Origin of the sequence: Pedobacter sp. (assembly GCF_965227205.1) — a bacterium.
Classification (GTDB): domain Bacteria; phylum Bacteroidota; class Bacteroidia; order Sphingobacteriales; family Sphingobacteriaceae; genus Pedobacter.
Genome location: NZ_OZ245727.1, coordinates 282036 through 306641, shown reverse-complemented (window position 1 = coordinate 306641; position 24606 = coordinate 282036). Strand labels below are relative to the sequence as shown.

Here is a 24606-nt window from a genome sequence, read left to right as displayed (position 1 = left end):
CATAATATATTCTTTAAACAAAGCCGACAATGTGGGGCATTGCCGGCGAGTTAAATACATCTGAATGTATTCATGGTATTTCCATGTCCAATAAATCCAATCATTTAAGGAACAATAACCAAATTTATGAAAAAAAATCAACTTATTTCGCTGGCTATATATGCAATGAGAGTTTCGATTTACCAAATACTTGCAATAACTATTTTCTCTTGCGCTGCACTTGCTAAAAATGCAGATGCTCAGGCATTTCTTAATAAATCAATTTCAATTAAGGCCGATAAAACAGATATCAAAACTATAATTGAAAAAACAGAATCGTTAGCAAACGTGAAGTTTGTTTACAGCCCACAGCTAATTAATTCTGACAGAAAAATTTCTATTAATGTAGTAAACCAAAAACTTAAATACTTTCTTGAGAATTCGCTAAAACGTTATGACGTGGGATATAGGATAGTTAAAGATCAGATTTTGCTCTATTCTATTCCCGCTAATAACAATCTGGAAATCTTAAAAGCTTTTGATGGAACAGTAACCGGAAAAGTAACAGATAGTAAAGGCAATCCGCTACCAGGTGTATCAGTAACAGTAAAAGGTAAAACTACTGGAACAACAACTGATGAAAACGGTAATTTCTCTTTAAAAAGTTTAACTGTTGATAGCCGTGTTTTAGTGGTTAGATATGTTGGTTATATTTCTAAAGAGGTAATGTTATCTCCGGGAAATGCTGACGAAAACATCAGCATCAGTTTATCAGAAGATAATTTACAATTGGAAAGTGTAGTGGTAACTGGCGGTAATCCAAAGAAAAAATTAGAAAGTAGTGTTGCTTTAACATCTGTAAGCAATAAAGACATAACAAACAGAGCGCCATTAAACAGTACCGATTTATTAAAAGCTATACCAGGCTTAACAGTAGAAAGTACTGGTGGTGATGGTCCGGGTAACGTATGGGTTCGTGGTTTTCCTCAACAAGGTGGTTATATCTTTTTAGGTATTCAGGAAGACGGCTTACCATTATTGCCAACAGGTTTTAACACTAACCCATCTGTAGATCAGTATTACAAAACAGATTTAACCATTCAAAATATTGAAGCAATTAGAGGTGGTAACGCTGCTATTTTACAAGCCAACACTCCTGGAGCAGTTGTAAATAACATCAGCTATGCTGGTGCAGATAAACAATATGGTCAGTTTAAGTTTACTACAGGTTTTTCTCAAGGATTATATCGTTTTGATGGAAATACAGGTGGAAAAATCAACGATAACATTAAATACAACATTGGTGGTTTTTACAGAACAGATAACGGAGTAGTAGACCAAGGTTTTAATCCGGCAAACCAAGGTGGTCAGATTAAAGGTAACATGACTTTCAGTTTCAAAAACAATAAAGGATTTATTAGAGTATTTGGTAAATATTTGAACGATAAAGTTCAGTTCTTATTAACTAGCTACTATCCTTACGATGGAACTGGCAAACCAACAACTTACCGTGATTATAATATGGCTGAGCAATCAATCCTACCTCGTCAAACAGAGTGGAGCTATAATGATCCGGCTACAGGACTTCATAATTTTAGTTTAACGGATGGTATCCACACAAAATTAGGTTCAGGTGGTTTCCAATTCAATTATTTAACAGATAGCGGCTGGCAAATTGTAAACAATTTCCGTTACCAAAATACACACACCAACAGTACATATACTGCACCTGCAGGAATTGCTGCAAGAACGGCTACTACACCATATTATTATCCTGGTGGCGCTGTTGCACCATTTGTTGCTGGCGATTACGTTGTTACTTCAAACGCACAAGGACAGTTAAATCACGATATTCAAATTGTTGATTATCTGGATTTAAGAAAAACAATTAAAAACCACAGTTTAAACATTGGCGCAGGTATTCATCAATACAATCGTGATGATGTTCGTTTTGCTTTCCGTTCTTTAACTGAATTTAAAGAGCATCCAAGTATCATTTTACAATCTCCAACTGCTTTAGAGAGAACTATTCAAACTAAAAACACATTTATTGGCGATACAAGAACATTATCTCTTTACGCTGGTGATGAGATTAAAATTAACGAAAAATGGCGTTTAGATATTGGAGCGAGAATTGACAACCAAAATGTTAAAGGTGACAGACCTTACTATGCTTTAAATGCAAATGGAACTGTTAACATTACAGCAGGTGCTACTCCAAACATTTTAGGTTACACTGCTTACGATGAAACATTGACTAACTGGTCGGCATCTGTTGGTGCAAATTATAAAATCAGTACTACTGCAAGTATGTTTGCTCGTGCAACTAAAGCTTACAATGCTCCAAATATTGGTGATTACAATGCATCAGCTTACAATGCTGCAAACATTAAAAAACGTCCGGTTTATTTAGGCGAAATAGGTTTTAAATATGCTAAAAACAACTTAGCAGTATTTGCTTCAGGAAGTTACTCAGCAATTAAAAACGTTTCATTAAGCATTAACGTACCAACAACTGCGGCTGGTCTTCAATCTTTAGTTGCTTTTGGTTCTACTCGTACATGGAGTGCAGAATACGAAGTATCTTACAAAATTGCTAAACCTTTAAGTTTACGCTTAACCGGAACATTACAAGATTCTAAATACACAGATTACGAAGCAAACACGAGTGGCAACGCTGCTGTAGCTGCCGAATTTGGAAACCGCATTTATAGCTTTACTGGTAACAGAACTGAAAGAGTTCCGGTATTAAATACAGAGCTTGGTGCAAATTACGAGTATAAAAATTTCAACTTATATGTAGCTGCAAACTATGTTGGCAGCAGATACACTTCGCCAAGTGCTAGTTACGAATTACCTTCTTATGTTGTTATGAAAGCTGGAGCAGGCTATAATTTCACTAAGAAAGTAGCAATAAGATTTTGGGCAGACAACTTGTTAGATGCAAAAGTGCTAACCGAGGGTGATGTTCGTGGTGATCAGTTCAGAAACTTTGCAACTGTTACACCAGGAACGCTGTTAATTGGAAGAACGTTATTACAACGTACTTTCTGGGGTTCGTTAGCTTATTCATTTTAACATCTAAAGCCGGAGCTTATGCTCCGGCTTTTTCATTTAACAAAATTATCATGACAAATAGAAGATCATTTTTACAAAAAGCAGGATTAGCTGCGGCGGCGGTTTACATTAGTCCTTCATTTATATCATCAGCGTTAGCAAGCCAGGCAAAAATTTCAAAAATTGGCATTGGCCTTTTTACTTTAAGAGATCAATTGGCTGCTGATGTAAATGCAACCATTCAAAAAGTAGGAAGCATTGGCTATAACCAGGTTGAAACTTATTATGGTTATCCAGGCAAATACGAAGTAAAAGGCTTTTGGGGTTTAGAAGCAAAGGATTTTGTAACGCTTTTAAAAAATAACAACCTTACATCGCCAAGTGGCCACTACAATACAACCGATTACTTATCGGGCAAGGGCGATACTGTTTTAAAGTCTCACATTGAAACAGCAGCTACAGTTGGGCAGAAATATTTTGTAATACCTGCTTTACCAACTGATATAAGAACAAACGGTACCTTAGATGATTATAAAAAAATGGCTGTGTTGTTTAATCAAGCGGGTGAGCTTTGTAAAAAATCTGGCTTAAAGTTGGCTTATCACAACCATAATTTCGAATATAAGGACCAAGGCAATGGTAAAACCGGATTTGATATTTTGCTTAACGAAACTGATGCCAAATTAGTAGGTTTCGAGCTTGATATTTTCTGGGCAGTAAATGCTGGCTTAAATCCTGTTGAAATGTTTAAGAAAAATCCTGGAAGATATAAAATGTTCCATGTTAAGGATATGGATAAAAACGATAAAGCAGTTTTCTCAGAAGTTGGTTCTGGTCAAATAGATTTCAAAAGTATTTTTGCTGCATCAAAAACAGCTGGCTTAGATTATATTTTCGCAGAGCAGGATTTAGTGAAAAAAGATGTTTATCAAAGCATAACCGAGAGTTATAATTACATTAAAAACAATTTAATCTAAAGATTTTTCATTCAAGTATAAATACAAAACTTATTAGTAAATTTTAAATAAAAATTTAGATTTTATGTTGTTAATAAAATCGATTTAGCTTAACTTAAAATGAAATTTTAGCACCTTTATTTAGAACAATTCCACGAAGTAACAATAGCATTGCATAGTGTTAATTATACACACTTGATTTAATATTTCGGGCATATTTTTCTAATATTACTCAATCAATATATTATAACCAAAATATATAAAATATAAAAACGATGCATAGAAGAGAAGCACTAAAAAACGTTGCTTTCTTGTTGGGAGGAGCCATCTCGGCAAGTACAATGGGCGTTTTATTCGAAGGTTTTACGCTTCCGGAAAACGAAAAGAATTTTGTATCATTCTCTCCGCAGGATGAGAAAATTTTCGCTGAATTTGCCGATATTATTGTACCAACTACAAAATCATCTGCTGGAGCAAAGGCTGCAGGATTGGGTAAATTCATCCCAATGATGATGCAAGATTGTTACCCTAAAGAAATGCAAAATTCATTTGCTAAAGGATTTCGTGAACTTCAAGCTAAATCACTTAGCGATTTCAAAAAAAGTTATGTTACGCTAACTGTTGCAGAAAGAACCAAGCTAATGGTAGATTTAAGAGCGATGTCTATAGCTCAGAAAGAAACTAAATCAGAAGAAAACAAAGATTTGGTTTATTTCTTTATCACTGCAAGAGACTTAACATTATTAGGCTACTACTCTTCAGAAATTGGGTGTACAAAAGCAAGATCTTATGTTCTTGTTCCGGGAAGGTATGATGGTAATGCACCATTAAAACCTGGACAAAAATCTTGGGCAACCTAATTTCTAACACAACGACAAAACATCATGAATTTAAATACAAATTTAAAAGCAGAAAATACTTACGATGCTATTGTTATAGGATCGGGAATTAGTGGCGGATGGGCTGCAAAAGAGCTTACTGAGAAAGGTTTACGTGTTTTAATGCTAGAAAGAGGCATGAACATTGAACATATAACTGGCTATGAAACTGCAATGAAAAGCCCTTGGGAGTTTAAACATGCAGGTAGATTAACAGAAGAGCAAAAACGTACCCACCCTGTTCAAAAAAGAGATTATCCATATAGTGAAGCCAATGAAAAGTGGTGGGTTAATGATTTAGAATGCCCTTATACAGAAGATAAACGCTTCGATTGGTATCGTGGTTTTCACGTTGGTGGTAAATCATTAATGTGGGGTCGCCAAAGTTACCGTTTAAGTGATCATAACTTTGAGGATAACAAAAAAGATGGTCATGGAAATGATTGGCCTGTACGTTATGCAGAACTTTCGCCATGGTACGATTACGCTGAGAAATTCGCGGGTATTAGTGGTTCAAAAGAAAACTGGCCTACTTGCCCGGATGGTGAATTTTTGCCACCGATGGATTTAAACATTGTTGAAAAATCTGTTAAAGCTCGTATAGAAGAACACTATAAAAGAGAACGTATTATGATGATTGGCCGTGTTGCCAATTTAACTGTACCTCATAAAGGCCGTGGCAATTGCCAATACAGAAATTTATGTAGCCGTGGTTGTCCATTTGGAGCATATTTCAGTACTCAATCTTCTACCCTACCTGCTGCAATGGCTACGAAACGCCTAACAGTTAGACCTTACTCTATTGTAAATCATATCATTTATGATAAGGATACCAAGAAAGCTAAAGGTGTAATGGTAATTGATGCAGAAACTAACAAAACGATGGAATTTTATGCTAAAATCGTTTTCGTGAATGGTTCTACATTAGGTTCAACATTTATTCTGTTAAACTCAACTTCTGAAGCACATCCAAATGGTTTAGGTAACGGCAGCGGTCAGTTAGGTCACAATTTAATGGATCACCATTTCCGTTGTGGAGCATCAGGCGAAGCTGAAGGTTTCGATGATAAATACACTTACGGCCGTCGTGCAAACGGCATTTATGTTCCAAGATATCAAAACATTGGTAATGATAAACGTGATTACTTACGTGGTTTTGGTTACCAAGGAAGTGCTAACAGAAGCAACTGGCAAAGTGATGTTGCAGAGTTATCTTTTGGTTCTGGTTTAAAAGAAAAAATGACTAAACCAGGTAAATGGACAATGGGCTTAGGTGGTTTCGGAGAAATGCTTCCGTACTACGAAAACAAAGTTTACATTGACCATAATAAAAAAGATAAGTGGGGACAGCCGGTATTAGCAATAGATTGCGAATACAAAGAGAACGAGAAAAAAATGCGTGTTGATATGATGAATGATGCTGCTGAAATGTTAGAAAAAGCAGGCATGAAAAACATCAAAACTTACGATAACGGTTGTTATCCGGGTATGGCTATCCACGAAATGGGTACTGCCAGAATGGGTAGCGATCCAAAAACATCAGTTCTAAATAAATGGAACCAAATGCATGAAGTTAATAATGTGTTTGTAACTGATGGAGCTTGTATGCCTTCAATTGCATGTCAAAATCCATCATTAACATTTATGGCTTTAACCGCACGTGCTGCAGATTATGCAGTAAAAGAATTAAAGAAAAATAATATTTAAATAAAGGTAAAAGCTGAAAGGTTTAAGGCGAAAGGGATTCCTATCGCCTTAAACCTTTTACCATATATCCTAATATCGTTATGCAAAGAAAACTAAGAATGGGCATGATAGGTGGCGGCAAAGACGCCTTTATCGGTGCTGTACATCGCCTTGCGGCAAACATGGATGGTTTAATCGAATTATCTGCGGGTGCTTTAAGTGTAAATCCAGAAGTTGGATATGAATCGGGTAAAATGTTATTTCTACCAGACAACAGAATTTATAAAACCTATGAAGAAATGTTGCAAAAGGAAAGTGAATTACCTGCTGACGAGAAAATAGATTTTGTAACGATTGTAACGCCGAACTTTGCTCACTTTGCACCTGCAATGCTAGCTTTAGAACTTGGCTTTAATGTTGTAATAGAAAAGCCGATAACCCTAACCTTAGAAGAAGCTAAACAGTTAAAAGCTAAAGTTGAGGAAACCGGATTAACACTTTGCTTAACTCATACTTATTCTGGTTATCCGATGGTGAAACAGGCTAAACAAATGGTTAAAGAGGGCGCTTTAGGTGCCATCCGTAAAATTATTGTAGAATATCCTCAAGGTTGGTTAAGTAAATTATCAGAACGCGAAGGAAATGCTCAGGCAGCGTGGCGTACTGACCCATCTAAAACAGGTAAAAGCGGAAGTATGGGCGATATTGGTACTCACGCAGCGCAACTTGCAGAATATATTTCCGGTTTAAAAATCACTAAAATTTGTGCTGATTTAAACATCGTTGTTCCAGGAAGAGCTATTGATGATGATGGAAACGTTTTATTAAAGTTTGACAACGGCTCTAACGGTGTTCTTGTAGCTTCGCAGGTTGCTGCAGGTGAAGAAAATGCACTTAAAATAAAAGTTTATGGCGAAAAAGGTGGCTTTGAATGGCACCAGATGGAGCCAAATACCTTAATTGTTAAATGGCTTGATGCTCCTGCGCAAATCTATCGTACCGGAAATGGTTACATGGGTAGTTTTGCTAAGCACAATACACGTACACCAGGCGGTCATCCCGAAGGTTATTTAGAAGCATTTGCTAATATTTATAAAAACTTTGCGTTAACAGTAGATGCGAAGTTAAATAATCAAACCCCTACCGAAGAAATGCTTGATTTCCCTAGTACGGAAGACGGTATTCGCGGAATGGCGTTTATAGAAAATGTAGTAAATTCAAGTAACTCTGACCAGAAATGGTGGGACTATAAAATTTAATCAATAATGACAACGATAAAAGGACCAGCAGTATTTTTAGCGCAATTTATTAGTGATGAAGCACCATTTAACTCATTAGATAGCATTTGCGAATGGGCAAAAGGATTAGGTTTTAAGGGTATTCAAATGCCTACACTTGATAGCAGATTTATTGACCTACAAAAAGCTGCTGAAAGCAAAGCTTATGCTGATGAGTTGAAAGGCAAAATCGCCTCTTATGGTCTAGAGATTACTGAACTTTCTACGCATTTACAAGGTCAATTGGTTGCTGTTCATCCGGCATATGACGATTTGTTTGATGCTTTTGCACCAAAAGAGGTTAATAAAAACCCAAAAGCGAGAACCGAATGGGCAGTTCAGCAAATGAAGTACGCAGCCAAAGCTTCTCAAAATTTAGGTTTAAATGCACATGCAACTTTTAGTGGTTCGCTATTATGGCAATATTTCCATCCATGGCCTCAACGCCCGGCTGGATTAGTTGAAGAAGGTTTTGCAGAATTAGCAAAAAGATGGACACCTATTTTAAATGAATTTGACAGCTGCGGTGTAGATGTTTGTTATGAAATTCATCCTGGTGAGGATTTATTTGATGGCGAAACTTATGAAATGTTTTTAGCTGCTGTGAATAATCATCCAAGAGCATGTTTATTATACGATCCATCGCATTTTGTACTTCAGCAATTAGATTATATTCAATACATCGATTTCTATCACGAAAGAATAAAAGCTTTCCATGTAAAAGATGCCGAATTTAATCCAACAGGAAGACAAGGAACTTTTGGTGGCTACCAAAGTTGGGCAAATCGTGCCGGCAGATATCGTTCTCCTGGCGATGGTCAGGTTGATTTTAAAACCATTTTTAGTAAATTGGCTCAATATGATTTTAAAGGTTGGGCCGTTATGGAATGGGAATGCTGTATTAAAAATCAGGAAGATGGTGCAAGAGAAGGTGCAGAGTTTATCAAAAAACACATTATCAATGTAACCGACAAGGCTTTTGATGATTTTGCCGCATCTGGAAGTGATGCCGCATTTAATAAAAAGATTTTAGGTTTACAGTAAATTAGCAAAACACACAAATACAATAACATGAAAAAAACATTTTTAGTTTTAGGAGCCGTAGTCATTTTTATGGCCTCTTTTTCAAAGGCAGATTTAGAGAAGGAGAAAGCTGTTGCAACTGTTGTAGCGGCAAACAATGCATTTGTACAAGTATCAGCAGGAGAAAAACTGATTAACAAATCAGACTGTTTAGGTTGCCATAATAAAACCAATAAAATTATTGGTCCGGCATACGTTGAGGTTGCAAAAAAATATGCTAACACGGAGAAAAACGTAAACTATTTAGCTGATAAAATTATTAAAGGCGGAACTGGCGTTTGGGGAACTATGCCAATGACAGCTCATGCAACTTTAAAGAAAGAAGATGCTAAATTGATGGCAAAATATATTTTATCGTTAAGAAAAAAATAAAACAACCAACAAACCCTATTGAAAATGAAAACAGAGCAAGAAAATAAAAACACGAGTAACCGCCGTGATTTTATTAAAACCAGCGCCATAGCGGCAGCTGCATTTATGATTGTACCTCGCCATGTTTTAGGCGGAAAAGGCTTTTTAGCACCAAGTGATAGATTACTTGTTGCCGGAATTGGTGCAGGCGGTAAAGGTCAAAGCGATATTGCCATGTTTGCAAAAAGTGGCAAAGCCGATATTGCATTTTTATGCGATGTTGACGACAGAAGAGCTGCAGCAAGCGTTAAAGCATTTCCAAAAGCTAAATATTATAGAGATTATCGCGAAATGTTCGATAAAGAACATAAAAATTTCGATGCAGTTTCTGTTTCAACTCCAGATCATAGTCATGCCATTCAAACACTTGCAGCAATGCAATTGGGCAAACACGTTTACGTTCAAAAACCTTTAACACACGATATTTACGAAGCCCGTATCTTAACTGCTGCTGCTAAAAAATACAAAGTTGTAACTCAAATGGGTAATCAGGGTGCATCAAACGATGGTGCCCGCCAAATGAAAGAATGGTACGAAGCAGGTTTAATTGGCGATGTGCATACTGTTTACGCATGGACTAACCGTCCGGTTTGGCCTCAAGGTATTCCTTGGCCAACAACCAAAGCAGATATACCTAAAGAATTAGACTGGAATTTGTGGTTAGGTACAGCTCCAGATAAGGACTATGTAGATAAACTTGTGCCATTTAACTGGCGTGGATGGTGGGATTACGGAACCGGAGCATTAGGCGATATGGGTTGCCACTTAATTGAAGCTCCTTTTAGCGTTTTAAATTTAAAATATGCTAAAGAGGTTGAGGCAAGTGTTGGTTCAGTTTATGTTGATGAATTTAAACGCGGTTATTTCCCAGAAAGCTGCCCTCCTTCTAGTCATGTTACTTTAAAATTCCCTAAAACCAATAAAACCAAAGGTGATGTTACCATGCATTGGATGGATGGAGGTATTCAACCTGAACGTCCGGCAGAACTGGAAGCAAATGAAACTTTTGGCGATGGCGGTAATGGAACTTTATTTATCGGAACAAAAGGTAAAATGATGGCTGAAACCTACAGTGCTAATCCAAAATTATTGCCACTTAGCCGTAATAAAGACATTAAAGTACCAGAAAAATATGCCCGTGTAAAAGATGGTGCAAATGGACATTATGCTCAATGGGTTGAAGCTGCAATTGCAGGTTATGGCAAGCAAGAAGTAAGTTCTCCGTTTGAGATTGCCGGACCACTTACTGAAGCACTTTTAATGGCAAATCTTGCAATAAGAAGTTTCGATATTCAAAAAACAGTTAATGGTAAGGTTACTTATCCGGGCAGATACATGAAAATGCTTTGGGATAATGATAACATGAAGATTACCAATTTTGATGAAGCCAATCAATTCGTTAAACGCGAATACCGTAAAGGCTGGAATAACTTAACTTTATAATTAGAATTTAAATGAAAAAATATATTTTATCTGCCCTAGTTTTATTTGCTACGGTACAGTTATCTAATGCACAAAAAGGTTTTAAGCCATTGTTTGATGGTAAAACAACTAAAGGTTGGCATACATATAATAAAACTACAGTTGGTAGTGCATGGCAAGTTCAAGATGGTGCGCTTCATTTCGATTTAGCTGCCAAAGGAAAAGATGGTGGCGGTGATTTAGTTACAGATAAAGAATATGGCGATTTCCATTTAAAATACGATTGGAAAGTTGCTCCGAAAGCAAACAGCGGACTTATATTCTATGTAAAAGAAGCCCCACAATATGGAGCTACCTATTCAACTGGCCTAGAAATGCAGGTATTAGATAATGATGGCCATCCGGACGGAAAAATAACTAAACACCGTGCTGGCGATTTGTACGATTTAGTGAAAAGTTCATCAGAACCAGTAAAAGCAGTTGGTGAGTGGAATAAAGCCGAAATCATCAGCAAAAAAGGAACACTTACATTAATTTTAAACGGTGTTGAAGTTGTTAAAACTACCCTTTGGGATGAGAATTGGAAAAACCTAATCGCAGGAAGCAAATTTGCAACCTGGAAAGATTGGGGAACTTTCAAAACCGGAAAAATTGCCTTGCAAGATCATGGCGATGAAGTATGGTACAAAAACATTTTAATTAAAGAACTATAAAATATGAATGATGTAAGAGGGAAAATGTATAATGTGAATTACAAGCCCTCTTACATCATATCCATTATACCTCATCCATCTTACATTTTAAATAAAACCAAATAAACTAATGAACAGCACTACTCGCTTTAAACTCTCTTTCATGATGTTCCTGGAATTTTTCATCTGGGGCGCATGGTTTGTTACTCTAGGAACATTTCTAGGTAACAACTTAAAAGCCACCGGAGCAGAAACCGGAGCTGTATTTTCAACTCAATCTTGGGGTGCCATTATTGCGCCTTTTATTGTTGGCTTAATTGCCGATAGATATTTTAATGCTGAAAGAATTTTAGGCGTTTTACACATCATTGGTGCAATTTTAATGTACCAAATGTATAATGCAACCGAAGTAAGTGTATTTTATCCTTACGTTTTAGGTTACATGATTTTATTCATGCCAACATTGGCATTGGTAAACTCAGTTTCGTTTAATCAAATGAAAGATCCTGAAAAAGAATTTTCAAATATCCGTATTTGGGGTACAATTGGATGGATTGCAGCTGGTTTATTAATTAGCTATTTCTTCCACTGGGATTCAAAAGAAGGAACGGAATCGGGCTTATTAAAAAACACTTTCTTAATGGCCGGAATTGTATCCTTAGTATTAGGTATTTTCAGTTTTACACTACCTAAAACACCTCCAAAAGTAACTGGAGAGAAACTTACGATATCAGATGTATTGGGATTAGATGCTTTGAAATTATTAAAAGACAGAAACTTTCTGATTTTCTTCATTTCATCTATTTTAATCTGTATTCCGTTGGCATTTTATTATCAAAATGCGAACCCGTTTTTATCAGATATCGGTGTTGATAATCCAACAGGAAAAATGACTATCGGACAAGCTTCGGAAGTTATTTTCCTACTTTTTATTCCGATATTTTTCAAACGTTTCGGATTTAAAATGACAATCCTAGTGGGTATGTTAGCATGGGCTGTTCGTTATGCTTTATTTGCTTACGGAAATGCAGGCGAATTAAGTTTTATGTTAATTCTTGGTATCGCTTTACACGGTGTTTGCTACGATTTCTTCTTCGTATCCGGACAAATTTATACAAACTCTAAAGCTGGCGAACGTTTTAAAAGCTCGGCTCAAGGTTTAATTACTTTAGCAACTTATGGCGTTGGTATGCTTATCGGTTTTGCTGTTGCTGGCAAAATTTCTGATGCTTACAAATCAGCAGAGGGAGTTATGGATTGGAAAATGGTTTGGATAATTCCTGCAGGCATCGCGGCCGTAGTATTTGTACTTTTTGCATTAGTATTTAATGATAAATCTAAAGCAGAAATAGAAACTGCAGCCCATTAATAATTACGGCTTCTGGCCTCTTTTTAAATAAGCCGATGAATCGAAAAAAATTCATCGGCAAAAACTCAAATTATGTTATCAAGAAGAAGTTTTATCCTAAATAGCAGTTTAGCTGCAGCGGCAGCGTTATTGGTGCCATCATTTGCTTGTATGGCAGATAAGAAAAACATCGGTTTACAATTATACACGCTTAGAGATGAACTTCCGAAAGACGTAAAAGGAACTTTAGAAAAAGTGGCGAAAGCCGGATTTACAGAAGTTGAAACGTATGGATTTTCTATTAAAGATCAGTTTTGGGGTTTAACACCTGCCGAATTAAAAAAGATTTTAGATGATAATGGCTTAAAGGCGGTTAGCGGTCACTTTGGTTTGGGCACTTATTTAACTGATGGTAAAACTGAAGAATTAAAAGCAGCGATTGTTGCTGCAAAAGCGCTTGGCATGGGTTACGTAACCATCCCATGGTTAGATCCTTCTATCAGAAAAAATGCTGAAGATTATAAAAACTTAGCTTTAAAAATAAACGAAGCTGGTAAAATGGCAAAAGCCGAGGGCATTAAACTAGCGTATCATAACCACGATTTTGAATTCGAAAAACAAGGCGACACTACTGGTTACGACATTTTGCTAAATAATACCGATAAAGATTTAGTAGATTTTGAATTAGATTTATACTGGGCTGTTCGCTCTGGTAACGACCCTAAAAAGTTATTTACTGCAAATCCTGGTCGTTTCCCAATGTGGCATGTTAAAGATATGGACAAGGCAAATCCGGCTTTAAATGCTGAGGTTGGAACAGGTTCAATAAATTTCAAGGCAATTTTTGCTGAAGCGAAATTATCTGGCATGAAACACTTTTTTGTAGAGCATGAAACTAACTATAAACCAAATCCAATTGGTTCGATTACTTCAAGCTGTAACTATATCAAAAAGGAATTAATCTAACATATCGTTAAAATGAATTCGAGAAGAACATTTATAAAACAAGCGGGTTTAGCTGCCGGAGCAGCATTACTCCTACCATCATTTGCGTTTGATAAAGCCACCAAAAATGTTGGTTTGCAGTTATATTCTTTGAGAAAGGAATTACCTTCGGATGTTAAAGGTGTAATTGAAAAAGTTGCAAAGGCTGGCTATACAGAAGTTGAAACTTACGGTTTTTCTAACGGAAAGTTTTGGGGTTTAACACCGAAAGAATTTTTAACCTTATTGAAAGATAATGGGTTAACAGCGCCAAGCGGTCATTATGGAATGGACGATTTCCTTAAAACTGGAAGCACAGATAAATTAAAAGCAGATATAGATTCGGCCGCGGCAATTGGTGGAAAGTATTTTACCATTGCAGGTGCACACGTTGATGTAAGCAAAGGCTCAGATGGTTTTAAAAAGGTAGCTGAAGGTTTTAACAAAGTTGCTGAAATTGCAAAATCATCAGGCTTAAAATTTGCCTACCACAACCACGATTTTGAATTTAAAAAATTAGGCGATACAACCGGATACGATATCTATTTAACAGAAACAGATAAAAAACTGGTTAATTTTGAGCTTGATTTATACTGGGCCGTTCGCTCAGGAAATGACCCTTTGGCTTTGTTTAAAAAATATCCTGGCCGTTTCCCAATGTGGCACGTAAAAGATATGGATAAGGCAAAACCAGAATGGAATACTGAAGTTGGTAAAGGTTCAATCGATTTTAAAAGCATATTTGCTCAGGCTAAACTATCAGGAATGAAAAATTTCTTTGTTGAGCACGAAACAAATTATAATCCAAATCCAATCGAATCTATTAAAACAAGTTGCGATTACATCAAAGCTAATTTGATATAACAAAATGCCGTAGTTTTAAACTTCGGGAGTTTCCAATCCCTCAAGATGAAAACTTCCGAAGTTTTACAAGTCTTAATTCAACCTTGCGGCTAAAACACAAGTGTTTTTAAAACGTTTGGTATTACCCTTTAAATCGAAAACATCAAAGGATACGATGTAAATTCCAACCGCTGATTTCCCTCCATTATCATCCAAACCATCCCAAGTTAAGTTACCGCTAGTCCCGATAGTTTGATTCTTTAAAAGTTTTCTTATCAATCTTCCTTTATCAGAAAATACATTTACAGTGGCCAGACTAGAATTTTCTGCAAATTGATATTCCAAATTTAAAGCGTCTTCAAATCCGTCACCATCTGGCGAAAATGTTTTTGCATTAAGTTTTACGTAATCCATTTCACCAGAAAATTCTTGAGAGTTTTTATAAGTTGGTGTTGCAAAACCAACAGTTGAAGCCGCCGACTTAAAGTTTCCTACTTCATTTGCATCTGCTTTAAAAGAAACCCTTTCAATTGAAATTCCATCTTCATCTTTAATTAACGGATGATGATTTTTAGCGTTGTAATCTAATCTATCAACTACAACACTATTACTTAAAATAATCACAGTTCCTTTATCATTATTGTAAGTTGGCATTGATGGTAATTCTATAAAATTATCAAGATTTTGCGCCAAATAATTTTGTTTTACGTTTGAGGTATTCGTGCTCAAAACCCAATAACTAAACGGATTAATTAGTAAACTTTTATTCGCAACCGATTTATGATTCGCTACAACTCCTTTTGTATCTACATTAGCAATTTGTAGTTCTTTTAAATCTAACTTTTGATTGGTATTGTTGTAAATCTCTACAAAATCTACTGAGCTTGCTCTCGGGTTAAACAAAACCTCAGAAATTAAAATGTCGTTTTTCTCAATCTTTTTCGCCAGAAATAACTTTGCACTATTTGCCGTAGGGCTGATTAAATTTCCAGCGCAATCGTTTACATTATTTACAGTTAATGTATTTTCAATTCCCCTGGTGAAAGCAGTTGAAAATTGAATATTAACAAATTTGAAATCAGGTGATTGAACTATCGAAGATTTAGGTTTTCCAACCCCATTATTTATGGAATAATTATCTAATTGCACAGCAGATAAGCTATCAACACTTTTCGAGAATTCAATTTGAACAGTAACGCTATCAATTATACTTGCTGATATGAGCTTTGGAATTTCGTTTGTTTTCTGTGTACCATAAACTGAATTCTGTTTACCTGGAGTACCGCCAGAATTATCAGTTGATGAAGTCCAATTTTGAATGCCTTTACAAATATTTTTTGGGTCGATTAACTCCAAACTAAAACCACCTTTTTTCTTCAATTCATCTCTGTACCAAGTATCAGAATAAATAACTTTATCAATTACTTTGCCTGTGTTATCTATTAAAGTCAGTACATCTTTATCATTATTCAAACTAGGCCATGGCGATAATCCAATGGTTTTACCAAAAGATTTAAACAAATTTTCATCAGCCTTTGCAGTTAGAATTACATACTGATTTGGTTTTATCGTATCCACTAGAAAAGAATAAGTTGAGGTTTGGTCGGCATATTTCCAGCCTTGCGTTAGAATATATTCGTTTGTAGTATTCCAGATTTCTATAAATTCCTTTTGCGGCAAACCAGGACTTCCAGTAGGATTTGCAAATATTTCGTTAATTACAACATCACCATATTTAGCTAGATACGGTTTGACATAGAGAAAATTAATTGAAGAGTTTGGCGTAATAATATTTCCTTTCTTATCCTGAATGTTATTTACGCTCAAACTGTAATTTCCTGAACTGAATTCCTTTTCGAAAGTTAATCTGTGAACATTTGCGGAAGCTGTAGGCTCGATTTTTACGGGAGATCCATAATTATTAGACAAGTTATAATTGCTCAAAGAAGAAGCAGAAACTACATCAAGCGGTTCAGAAAAAGTGACATCCAAAATAGTAGCGTTAGTAACCATAGCACTAACCAGATTTGGCGGAATAATATCGGGCACCAAATCGTCAATTTTAAAATCATCAAAAATATACTGATTGTATCTTGAAGCTGTTGCGTACTTACAAAAAACACCAGTATATTCAGAAGTTTTAAAAGTATTATCTGTTACCAAACCTTCAAGATTGAAATTATTACCTCCGGTAATATCTGTAAACAAATTCCATTTCCCAGAAGCATCTCGAGTAACTTTTACCTTTGCCACTAAGAGATTTGCATTCGGTCTAACTTTCTGTGCACCATTAATAATTTTTGTTACTGATGTACCGTTTTGCCTGTACAAGTGAAAGCCATCATTTACACCAGTTTCTCCAATTTGCACAAAATATCCATTCAGACTTCCTTTAAGGTTTTCCTTATCAGAAGTTAAATAAATCCGTACAAAATTTGTGGCCGTAGGGTTAAAATTTAACTGCACAAAAAATTCCCAACTTGCATCTAAACTTAGTTTGTTACTGGTTGATAAGTAAATTGTTTGAGATGCAATTTGTTGACCTTTCGATTGTAATTGCCTTTGCGTATTGATTTGAAAATTACCTACATCGCCATTCCAGATAGGATTTTGGGAGAAATCACCATCAGTAAAAGAATCAGAAACCTGGGAAAATGCAATTTTAGAAAATAACAATAGGGATATAAGCAGAATTTTCTTCATATTTGGGCCTATATCAAATGTTTAATAAATATAAAAATTAAAATTTAAAATGAAAGTAGCAGTAGTAGGTGCAACCGGTTTGGTTGGTACCGTAATGTTAAAAGTATTGGAGGAAAGAAATTTCCCTTTAACAGAGTTAATTCCCGTAGCATCTGAGAAGAGCGTTGGTAAGGAAATTACTTTTAAGGGTAAGAAGTTCCCAATCGTTAGCATGGATACTGCAATTGGCATGAAACCAGATATCGCTTTGTTTTCGGCTGGCGGAAACACTTCATTAGAACATGCACCGCGTTTTAAAGAAGCTGGCACAACGGTTATTGATAACTCTTCGGCCTGGAGGATGGACCCTGCGATTAAATTAATCGTTCCTGAGGTTAATGCTCACGAACTATCTATTGATAATAAAATTATAGCAAACCCGAATTGTTCTACCATTCAAATGGTAGTGGTTTTAAAACCTTTGCACGATAAATATAAAATTAAACGTGTGGTGGTTTCTACTTACCAATCGGTTACTGGAACTGGCGTAAAGGCAGTTGAACAGTTAATGAACGAGCGTAAAGGCATTGATGGCCCGAAAGCTTATGCATACGAAATCGATTTAAATGTTCTTCCGCATATTGATGTTTTCATGGATAATGGATATACCAAAGAAGAAATGAAAATGGTTAAGGAAACGAACAAAATTATGAACGATGACAGCATTAAAGTTACCGCTACTACAGTTCGTATTCCGGTAATGGGCGGTCACTCAGAATCGGTAAACATCGAGTTTGAAAACGATTTCGATTTAGCAGAAGTGCGTAGCATTTTAGAAAAATCGCCGGGCATTATCGTTGTTGATGATGTAGCGAATTTAAAATATCCGATGCCGAAAGATGCGCATGAAAAGGATGAAGTTTTTGTAGGTCGTATTCGTAGAGATGAATCGGCACCGAAAGCTTTAAACCTTTGGATTGTTGCTGATAACTTGCGTAAAGGTGCTGCAACTAATGCAGTTCAAATCGCAGAGTATTTAATTCAGAAAGAATTGGTTTAATAATATACCCGTCAACTGAACTTGTTTAAGAGTCTCTCGAAAAAGATGCTAAAACAAGTTCAGCATGACGACAAGATTAGTAAAAGTGATGTGTTTGTTACACATCACTTTTTTTATTTCCTTTAATTTTATAAAATGAAGTTTTTAAAGTTCGTAATATTTTTTGTTTGCCTCTCGATAAATTGTTTCGCTCAAAACCGTATTCAAAATCTTGAAAAGGCTTTTAATAATTTATTGGCTGATGAGCAAACCAAACATGCCATAACTTCACTTTGTGTTTTAGATGCGAACACAGGAAAAGTGCTTTTTGCAAAGAATGAGCAAATTGGTTTAGCAACAGCATCAACTTTAAAAACGATTACTGCCGCAACGGCCTTTAGTATTTTGGGGAAAGATTTTCAATTTCAAACTACACTGGCTTACTCTGGAAATATTACTCCTGATGGAACTCTAAAAGGAAATTTAATAATTGTAGGTAGCGGCGACCCAACTTTGGCCTCGTGGCGCTATCAGAACAAAGAAAATGCAGTTTTAAATCAATGGGTATCGGCAATAAAAGCTGCAGGTATTAAAAAAATTGAAGGCTCGATAATTGGAGATGATAGAATTTTTGGTACTCAAACCACTCCAGAAGGTTGGGTTTGGCAGGATATCGGGAATTATTATGGTGCTGGAACTTCGGGTTTAGCCTGGAGAGAAAACCAATTCGATATTCACTTAAAACCAGGAGCAAGCACAGCTGATGATGTAAAGATTATCAAGTCAGTTCCCGAAACGCCATACATACAAATCGTTAATGAAATGAAAACCGGAGCATCTGGTAGTGGAGATAGAACATATGCTTTTCTACCACCATATTCAAATGTTGCTTACTTACGCGGCAGCTGGGGCATGGGCATTGGTAAATCGGGCATTTCTGTAGCCCTACCCGACCCTGCTTTTGATTGTGCTTATCGTTTGCAAGATACTTTAAAGAGACTAGGAATTTCTACAAGTCAACAGGCTACAACGGCAAGATTAATGGAGCTGAATAAGCAAAGTATTCCAACAATAACACAAAAAATAAACACGATTAGTTCACCTACATTGAGCGAGATTAGTTATTGGTTTTTAAAGAAAAGCGTTAATCTATATGGAGAAACTTTGCTTAAAACCATTGCTTTAAAATCTGGGAAATTGCCAACGACTTCTAAAGGTGCTGAAACAGAAATTAACTTTTGGGCTAATAAAGGAATTGATAAATCGGCTCTTAACATTATTGATGGTAGCGGACTTTCGCCTGGCGATAGGGTTACAACCTCGGCAATGGCTAGTATACTTTTCCAAGTTCAAAAAGAAAATTGGTTCCCAGATTTTTATAAAGGTTTGCCAGAATATAATGGTATGAAGATTAAAAGCGGAACCATTAATGATGTTTCGGCTTTTGCAGGTTATCATACTGATGCTGCAGGGAATAATTATGTAATTGTGATTAACATTAATAATTATAGCGGTAGCGGAATTAACAAGAAATTGTTTCGTGTTTTAGATGAGTTGAAGTAGGGATAGTTTTTATCTCGCTCGTCATGCTGAATTTATTTGAGTATCATTAGTTTTGTCTAGGCAAATGCAATTTATGCGCTTTGTAATTCCCCTCCTTTGGAGGGGCTGCCTGTAAGTCGGGGTGGTATTCTATTTATTTATTTACCTAAATCCAATTAGAATGTTTTTGTCTTAGCCAGACGGGCTTACCACTTTTTCTTGATAAAAAGTGGAGCAAAAATCAAGGCTTGCGAAGCTTTGTTGTAAATCCTCAATAAATTTTCAGACGCAATCCTAAGCCGTGTGAAAGTTTGTGGTAATAGTATATTTATGCAACACTCGTAGGATTTCTTGTTTCGGTGGGTGATGATTGAAACTGCAACAAAAATTTACTGGTCTTTACTACCAAATCTTCTGAGGCCATTGCGTTCTTCGGGGAGTTTTTAATGGATATGAAAGTTTGTCTAGCGAATGTTTACTTAGCGTTTTGCATTTATGTGCACTGTATGTTAGGCGCTACGCAATTCCCATCCTTTGGAGGGGTGCCTGTAAGGCGGGGTGGTTTATTTCTTGCACAAATTAAGTTCTTCAAACCCGATTGAAGTGGAAATACTTTTTTTCTAAGTACTTCCGAAAAAGATTGCCACGTCGTGCCTCTTCGCAATGACGGAAATGGCGACGATTGACAGAAGTTGAAAAAAGATCAAAACAAAAAGCGGGGCTGTAGTAACCAAAAAACCCCTGCAATTGCTTTCCAAAAACTCAATATTAATTTAAAATTAACTCCAAATTACTATCGTAACATTAACACCCAAAACGCTTTATTTATTTAAAAAATATATTAACTTTGAAGTTAAGCTTAGTAATTGTACTTTATACACTAAGCAGGTTAAAAAATCAACAAAAAATCAAATAAAATGAGCATAATTGTTAATGTCCATGCGAGACAAATCCTCGATTCAAGAGGAAATCCAACAATAGAAGTAGAAGTAGTAACAGAAGCAGGTGCTTTTGGTCGTGCGGCTGTACCAAGTGGTGCATCTACTGGTCAATACGAAGCTGTTGAATTACGCGATGGCGATAAAGCGACTTACTTAGGTAAAGGCGTTTTAAAGGCGGTTGAAAATGTAAATACTAAAATTGCTACGGCGCTTAGAGGTATTGATGTTTTTGAACAAAATGCTATTGATAAATTAATGTTGGAGCTTGATGGTACTGAAAACAAAGGTAACTTAGGTGCTAATGCAATTTTAGGTGTTTCTTTAGCAGTTGCTAAAGCTGCTGCTGATGAAATTGGTCAACCATTATACCGTTACATTGGTGGTGTTAATGCTAACACTTTGCCAATTCCGATGATGAACATCATTAACGGTGGTTCTCACTCTGATGCGCCTATCGCATTCCAGGAGTTTATGATTATGCCAGTTGGTGCGCCTTCTTTCTCTGAGGCTTTACGTTGGGGAACTGAAGTTTTCCATAGTTTAAAGAAAATTCTTCACGATAGAGGTTTATCTACTGCTGTAGGTGATGAAGGTGGTTTCGCTCCTACTTTTGATGGTACTGAAGATGCAATTGAAACGGTTTTAAAAGCAATTGAAACTGCTGGTTACAAACCAGGTTCTCAAATTTGTTTAGCGTTAGATTGTGCTTCATCTGAGTTTTACAAAGATGGTAAATACGATTATACTAAATTTGAAGGTGCTACTGGCGTAATTCGTTCTAGCGAAGAACAAGCGCAATATTTAGCTGACCTTTCTGCGAAATATCCAATTATCTCTATTGAAGATGGTATGGATGAAAATGATTGGACTGGCTGGAAAAGCTTAACCGATAAAGTTGGTGACCATGTTCAATTAGTTGGTGATGATTTATTTGTAACTAACGTAACACGTTTACAACGTGGTATTGATGAAGCTACTGCCAACTCAATTTTAGTAAAAGTTAACCAAATCGGTTCTTTAACTGAAACGATTAATGCTGTAACTTTAGCTCAGAACAATGGTTATACTTCGGTAATGAGTCACCGTTCTGGAGAGACTGAAGATGTTACCATTGCTGATTTAGCAGTTGCTTTAAACTGTGGTCAGATTAAAACTGGTTCTGCATCACGTTCTGACAGGATTGCAAAATACAATCAATTATTACGTATTGAAGAAGAATTAGGCGAGAATGCTCGTTTCATTGGTTCGAAATTCAAATACGCAAAGAAGTAGTTTCGACTATCATATCATAAAAAATGCCTCCAAAGTTTTTGGAGGCATTTTTTGTTTTTAAGAAGCCATATTATTTATAATTGTCACCTGGATTTCTTTCCGGGTTTTTTATGCAAAAAAGATGCTGAAATAAATTACCATTAACGTTTTTATTTTCGCCTTTGCGATCCCGATTCTTCATCGGGAGAAGCAATCTCATTAGTAGAAGATAAGATTGCCGCGGTCGTGAAATACTCCCTCGCAATGACGACCGCACTAAAACGTTACTCATATTGATTTTTATGATATAAATTAACCCTCAACATGACGGATTTTAAGAAAAATTACTCTAATATCCTTTTCTGAATAGCCAATAATTTACGTTCATTTAATTTTTTGATGGGAAATAAATTTGAATCCCTTGACCATTTTACTTCCATATCGTAAAAAGTGTTAGCGGGCGTTATCTTATCATTCATAGCTTCATCAATAAATAGTTTCCAACGACTGTAATATAATGATGATAATAAACCTCCCCACTCTTTATGTGCATAATCTCTTAATCTCGTGTAAGATTTGTTATCCGGGCCCCAAAATGTTATTTGAGCTTTAGCATTGTACAATATATTGTTTGCATCCGGCAATCCTTTACCTAAAGCTACTGCTTGATTTAGCCACCTGTTTAAAGCGAAATAATTATTATTGTTCAGCAAACTATCTTGTTGCAGAATCATAGTCAGGAACTGATTTCCTTTATCTTTTATTGATTTTTTATCCTTTTCTTGTATTGCCTTCACTAAATCATCATAAGCTTTATCGCCTTTATCTGCCATTACTTGCCTTAAAAAATCTGTTTTATCTGTTTGGTAAGTTTCAGAATTTTTAAATTGATTATCGGCTTTAATGAATAAAGCAACCGCTTGCTTAAAAAGTTTAGTATCATAATTACGTTTACGCGTGCCCCAAGATGATACTGGATTAACCTTAAGCGATGGCCTTGCGCAAAAAATACTTTCTGACGGGCCTTCTTGATAAACTATATTGCCTTTCTCATTTATTGGACTACTATAAACCGTTTGTGTAAATATTTTCCAGGCATCTACAATATCTTGGTTATAGCTTCCATATCTGTAAGTAGTGTAATTAACTATCCATTTCTCGAGCGATGGCTTTTCGTTTCTCCAGGCAATATCCAGCATCAAATCGTACGCTACGGGATTATTGTTCAATCCCTCTGGAATGATACCCACTCCTTTAAGATAATTGCCATAAGGACTTTCCTTCGCTCTGTAAACTTCATCTAAAAAACGTTGTAATCGGCCGTACAAACCATTCTTTTCACCAAAATTGCTCACATTAGACCAAATGAAATTAGTACCTCCATAACCTTTTCTCTGCTCCCAATTAGAAGTATTTTCTCCGAAAAGCTCTATAATCAAGGTATTTTCCTTTTTTAATCCCGCTAACAACGCATCAGCTGGATTATTTTGCCAGCCTTGCAAAACCCAAGTACTGTTTGGAAAATTCTTTTGCATCACATCTTGAACACTTTTTGCAACAGCCGTAATATCAACTCCAGCTTTTTTTCCCCCTTCGTGAAAAGGCTCTCCCCCAAAATACTTAATATCACTTCCATAAAGTTTTTTAAGCTCGCTATAATAAATATCTGCAACAACATTAAATTTATCATTCGTAGGCACTAAAATCGCAGGGCGAATAAATTCTGAAGCTACCCAAGTGCCTTGATCGATAATCTGTGCATCTTTAAATGCATCAACTTTTTTATTCAAATCATGCGGTACCATGCCATAAAAGCCTTGCAAAATTGGTTCAATTTCGAGGTCTTTCATTCGGGTTAGTACTTTTTTCTGAATTTCTGCCTGCGATAGCATCATCTGTAAACTATTTGGTCCACCCCAACCGTCTAAATTGCCCATTAACCACCATGCCGTAAATGCTGGTCCAGGAATAAAGGCTTTTGCATCAGTATCTGAATAACCTAATTTTATTAAAGTATTGTACCATACCAATTCAGTACCCATTGGTGCCAACATGATATTTACGCCATTCAAGGCCATCCAATCTAATTCTTTCTCCCAATCTTCCCATTTGTAAAAGCTAAAAGAATAATTAATAGTGCAATAATTTAATGCATAACGATATTGAAATGGAGAACTTATTCTAATCTTTTCTTTTATGACTGGCAATTTTGAAACTGGCGAAAGGTTATTTCCCAAATGGGATAAACTTCTATTACAATAGTATTTTAGATACCATCCTAAGCCTTCTGCGGCTGCGTTTGCATTTGTAGCGGCAATAAAAACCGTTTTACCATCAGAACTAAGCTCAAAAACATCTTTTTCGTTCGAAATGATTTTAGATAGTGTTAACGATTTTGCTAACCACGGCACTCTTCGCTCTGCGATGGATTTTACAGAGTTGAAATCTTGTGCTTGAACACTTATTACACAAATTAGTAATAGGAATGATAATAATTTAGGCGAACTGACCATATTTTAAAGACTTGGTATACAT

General features: G+C 36.0%; 17 protein-coding genes. 15 read left to right on the top strand and 2 right to left on the bottom strand.

What is annotated here, in order from left to right:
• Positions 1 to 126: 126 nt before the first annotated feature.
• The 12 genes from ACO05K_RS01155 to ACO05K_RS01100 all read left to right on the top strand — a co-directional run bounded on the left by ACO05K_RS01155 (position 127) and on the right by ACO05K_RS01100 (position 14637).
• A complete protein-coding gene (locus ACO05K_RS01155; protein WP_421942637.1) occupies positions 127 to 3057 on the top strand; it encodes a TonB-dependent receptor domain-containing protein in 2931 nt (976 codons plus the stop codon).
• Positions 3058 to 3107: 50 nt separating this feature from the next.
• A complete protein-coding gene (locus ACO05K_RS01150) occupies positions 3108 to 4013 on the top strand; it encodes a TIM barrel protein (protein WP_421942636.1) in 906 nt (301 codons plus the stop codon).
• Positions 4014 to 4267: 254 nt separating this feature from the next.
• Complete coding sequence (locus ACO05K_RS01145) at positions 4268 to 4852, top strand: gluconate 2-dehydrogenase subunit 3 family protein (RefSeq protein WP_421942635.1); 585 nt, start codon at positions 4268 to 4270, stop codon at positions 4850 to 4852.
• Between the two features lie 24 nt (positions 4853 to 4876).
• Positions 4877 to 6577 (top strand): GMC oxidoreductase, encoded by a 1701-nt coding sequence (locus ACO05K_RS01140; RefSeq protein WP_421942634.1) that lies wholly within the window; start codon positions 4877 to 4879, stop codon positions 6575 to 6577.
• An 80-nt stretch (positions 6578 to 6657) separates the two neighbouring features.
• Positions 6658 to 7815, top strand: coding sequence for a Gfo/Idh/MocA family protein (locus tag ACO05K_RS01135; RefSeq protein WP_421942633.1), 1158 nt, complete (start codon positions 6658 to 6660; stop codon positions 7813 to 7815).
• A gap of 6 nt (positions 7816 to 7821) precedes the next feature.
• Positions 7822 to 8877, top strand: a complete 1056-nt coding sequence (locus tag ACO05K_RS01130; protein WP_421942632.1) for a sugar phosphate isomerase/epimerase family protein — start codon at positions 7822 to 7824, stop codon at positions 8875 to 8877.
• 27 nt (positions 8878 to 8904) lie between these two features.
• Positions 8905 to 9288 carry a c-type cytochrome gene (locus ACO05K_RS01125; RefSeq protein WP_421942631.1) on the top strand — a complete coding sequence of 128 codons (384 nt, stop codon included), beginning with the start codon at positions 8905 to 8907 and terminating at the stop codon, positions 9286 to 9288.
• 24 nt (positions 9289 to 9312) lie between these two features.
• Positions 9313 to 10770, top strand: coding sequence for a Gfo/Idh/MocA family protein (locus ACO05K_RS01120; protein WP_421942630.1), 1458 nt, complete (start codon positions 9313 to 9315; stop codon positions 10768 to 10770).
• An 11-nt stretch (positions 10771 to 10781) separates the two neighbouring features.
• Positions 10782 to 11462 (top strand): 3-keto-disaccharide hydrolase, encoded by a 681-nt coding sequence (locus tag ACO05K_RS01115; protein ID WP_421942629.1) that lies wholly within the window; start codon positions 10782 to 10784, stop codon positions 11460 to 11462.
• 109 nt (positions 11463 to 11571) lie between these two features.
• The gene (locus tag ACO05K_RS01110) at positions 11572 to 12810 is read left to right on the top strand and encodes a nucleoside permease (protein WP_421942628.1); all 1239 of its coding nucleotides are present in this window, start codon (positions 11572 to 11574) and stop codon (positions 12808 to 12810) included.
• Between the two features lie 72 nt (positions 12811 to 12882).
• Positions 12883 to 13755, top strand: a complete 873-nt coding sequence (locus tag ACO05K_RS01105; RefSeq protein WP_421942627.1) for a sugar phosphate isomerase/epimerase family protein — start codon at positions 12883 to 12885, stop codon at positions 13753 to 13755.
• A 12-nt stretch (positions 13756 to 13767) separates the two neighbouring features.
• Positions 13768 to 14637, top strand: a complete 870-nt coding sequence (locus ACO05K_RS01100; protein WP_421942626.1) for a sugar phosphate isomerase/epimerase family protein — start codon at positions 13768 to 13770, stop codon at positions 14635 to 14637.
• A 72-nt stretch (positions 14638 to 14709) separates the two neighbouring features.
• Here ACO05K_RS01100 and ACO05K_RS01095 read toward each other — a convergent pair whose 3' ends face one another.
• Complete coding sequence (locus tag ACO05K_RS01095) at positions 14710 to 17319, bottom strand: lamin tail domain-containing protein (protein ID WP_421942625.1); 2610 nt, start codon at positions 17317 to 17319, stop codon at positions 14710 to 14712.
• A 49-nt stretch (positions 17320 to 17368) separates the two neighbouring features.
• Here ACO05K_RS01095 and ACO05K_RS01090 point away from each other — a divergent pair, with 49 nt between their 5' ends.
• The 3 genes from ACO05K_RS01090 (at position 17369) to eno (ending at position 22092) form a co-directional block, all read left to right on the top strand.
• Positions 17369 to 18358 carry an aspartate-semialdehyde dehydrogenase gene (locus ACO05K_RS01090; protein ID WP_421942624.1) on the top strand — a complete coding sequence of 330 codons (990 nt, stop codon included), beginning with the start codon at positions 17369 to 17371 and terminating at the stop codon, positions 18356 to 18358.
• A gap of 135 nt (positions 18359 to 18493) precedes the next feature.
• Positions 18494 to 19900 carry a D-alanyl-D-alanine carboxypeptidase/D-alanyl-D-alanine endopeptidase gene (gene dacB, locus ACO05K_RS01085; protein WP_421942623.1) on the top strand — a complete coding sequence of 469 codons (1407 nt, stop codon included), beginning with the start codon at positions 18494 to 18496 and terminating at the stop codon, positions 19898 to 19900.
• Between the two features lie 896 nt (positions 19901 to 20796).
• Positions 20797 to 22092 (top strand): phosphopyruvate hydratase, encoded by a 1296-nt coding sequence (gene eno / locus ACO05K_RS01080; protein WP_421942622.1) that lies wholly within the window; start codon positions 20797 to 20799, stop codon positions 22090 to 22092.
• Positions 22093 to 22415: 323 nt separating this feature from the next.
• On the opposite strand, the gene ACO05K_RS01075 is transcribed toward eno, so the two are convergent.
• A complete protein-coding gene (locus ACO05K_RS01075; RefSeq protein WP_421942621.1) occupies positions 22416 to 24584 on the bottom strand; it encodes an alpha-N-acetylglucosaminidase TIM-barrel domain-containing protein in 2169 nt (722 codons plus the stop codon).
• Positions 24585 to 24606 lie beyond the last annotated feature (22 nt).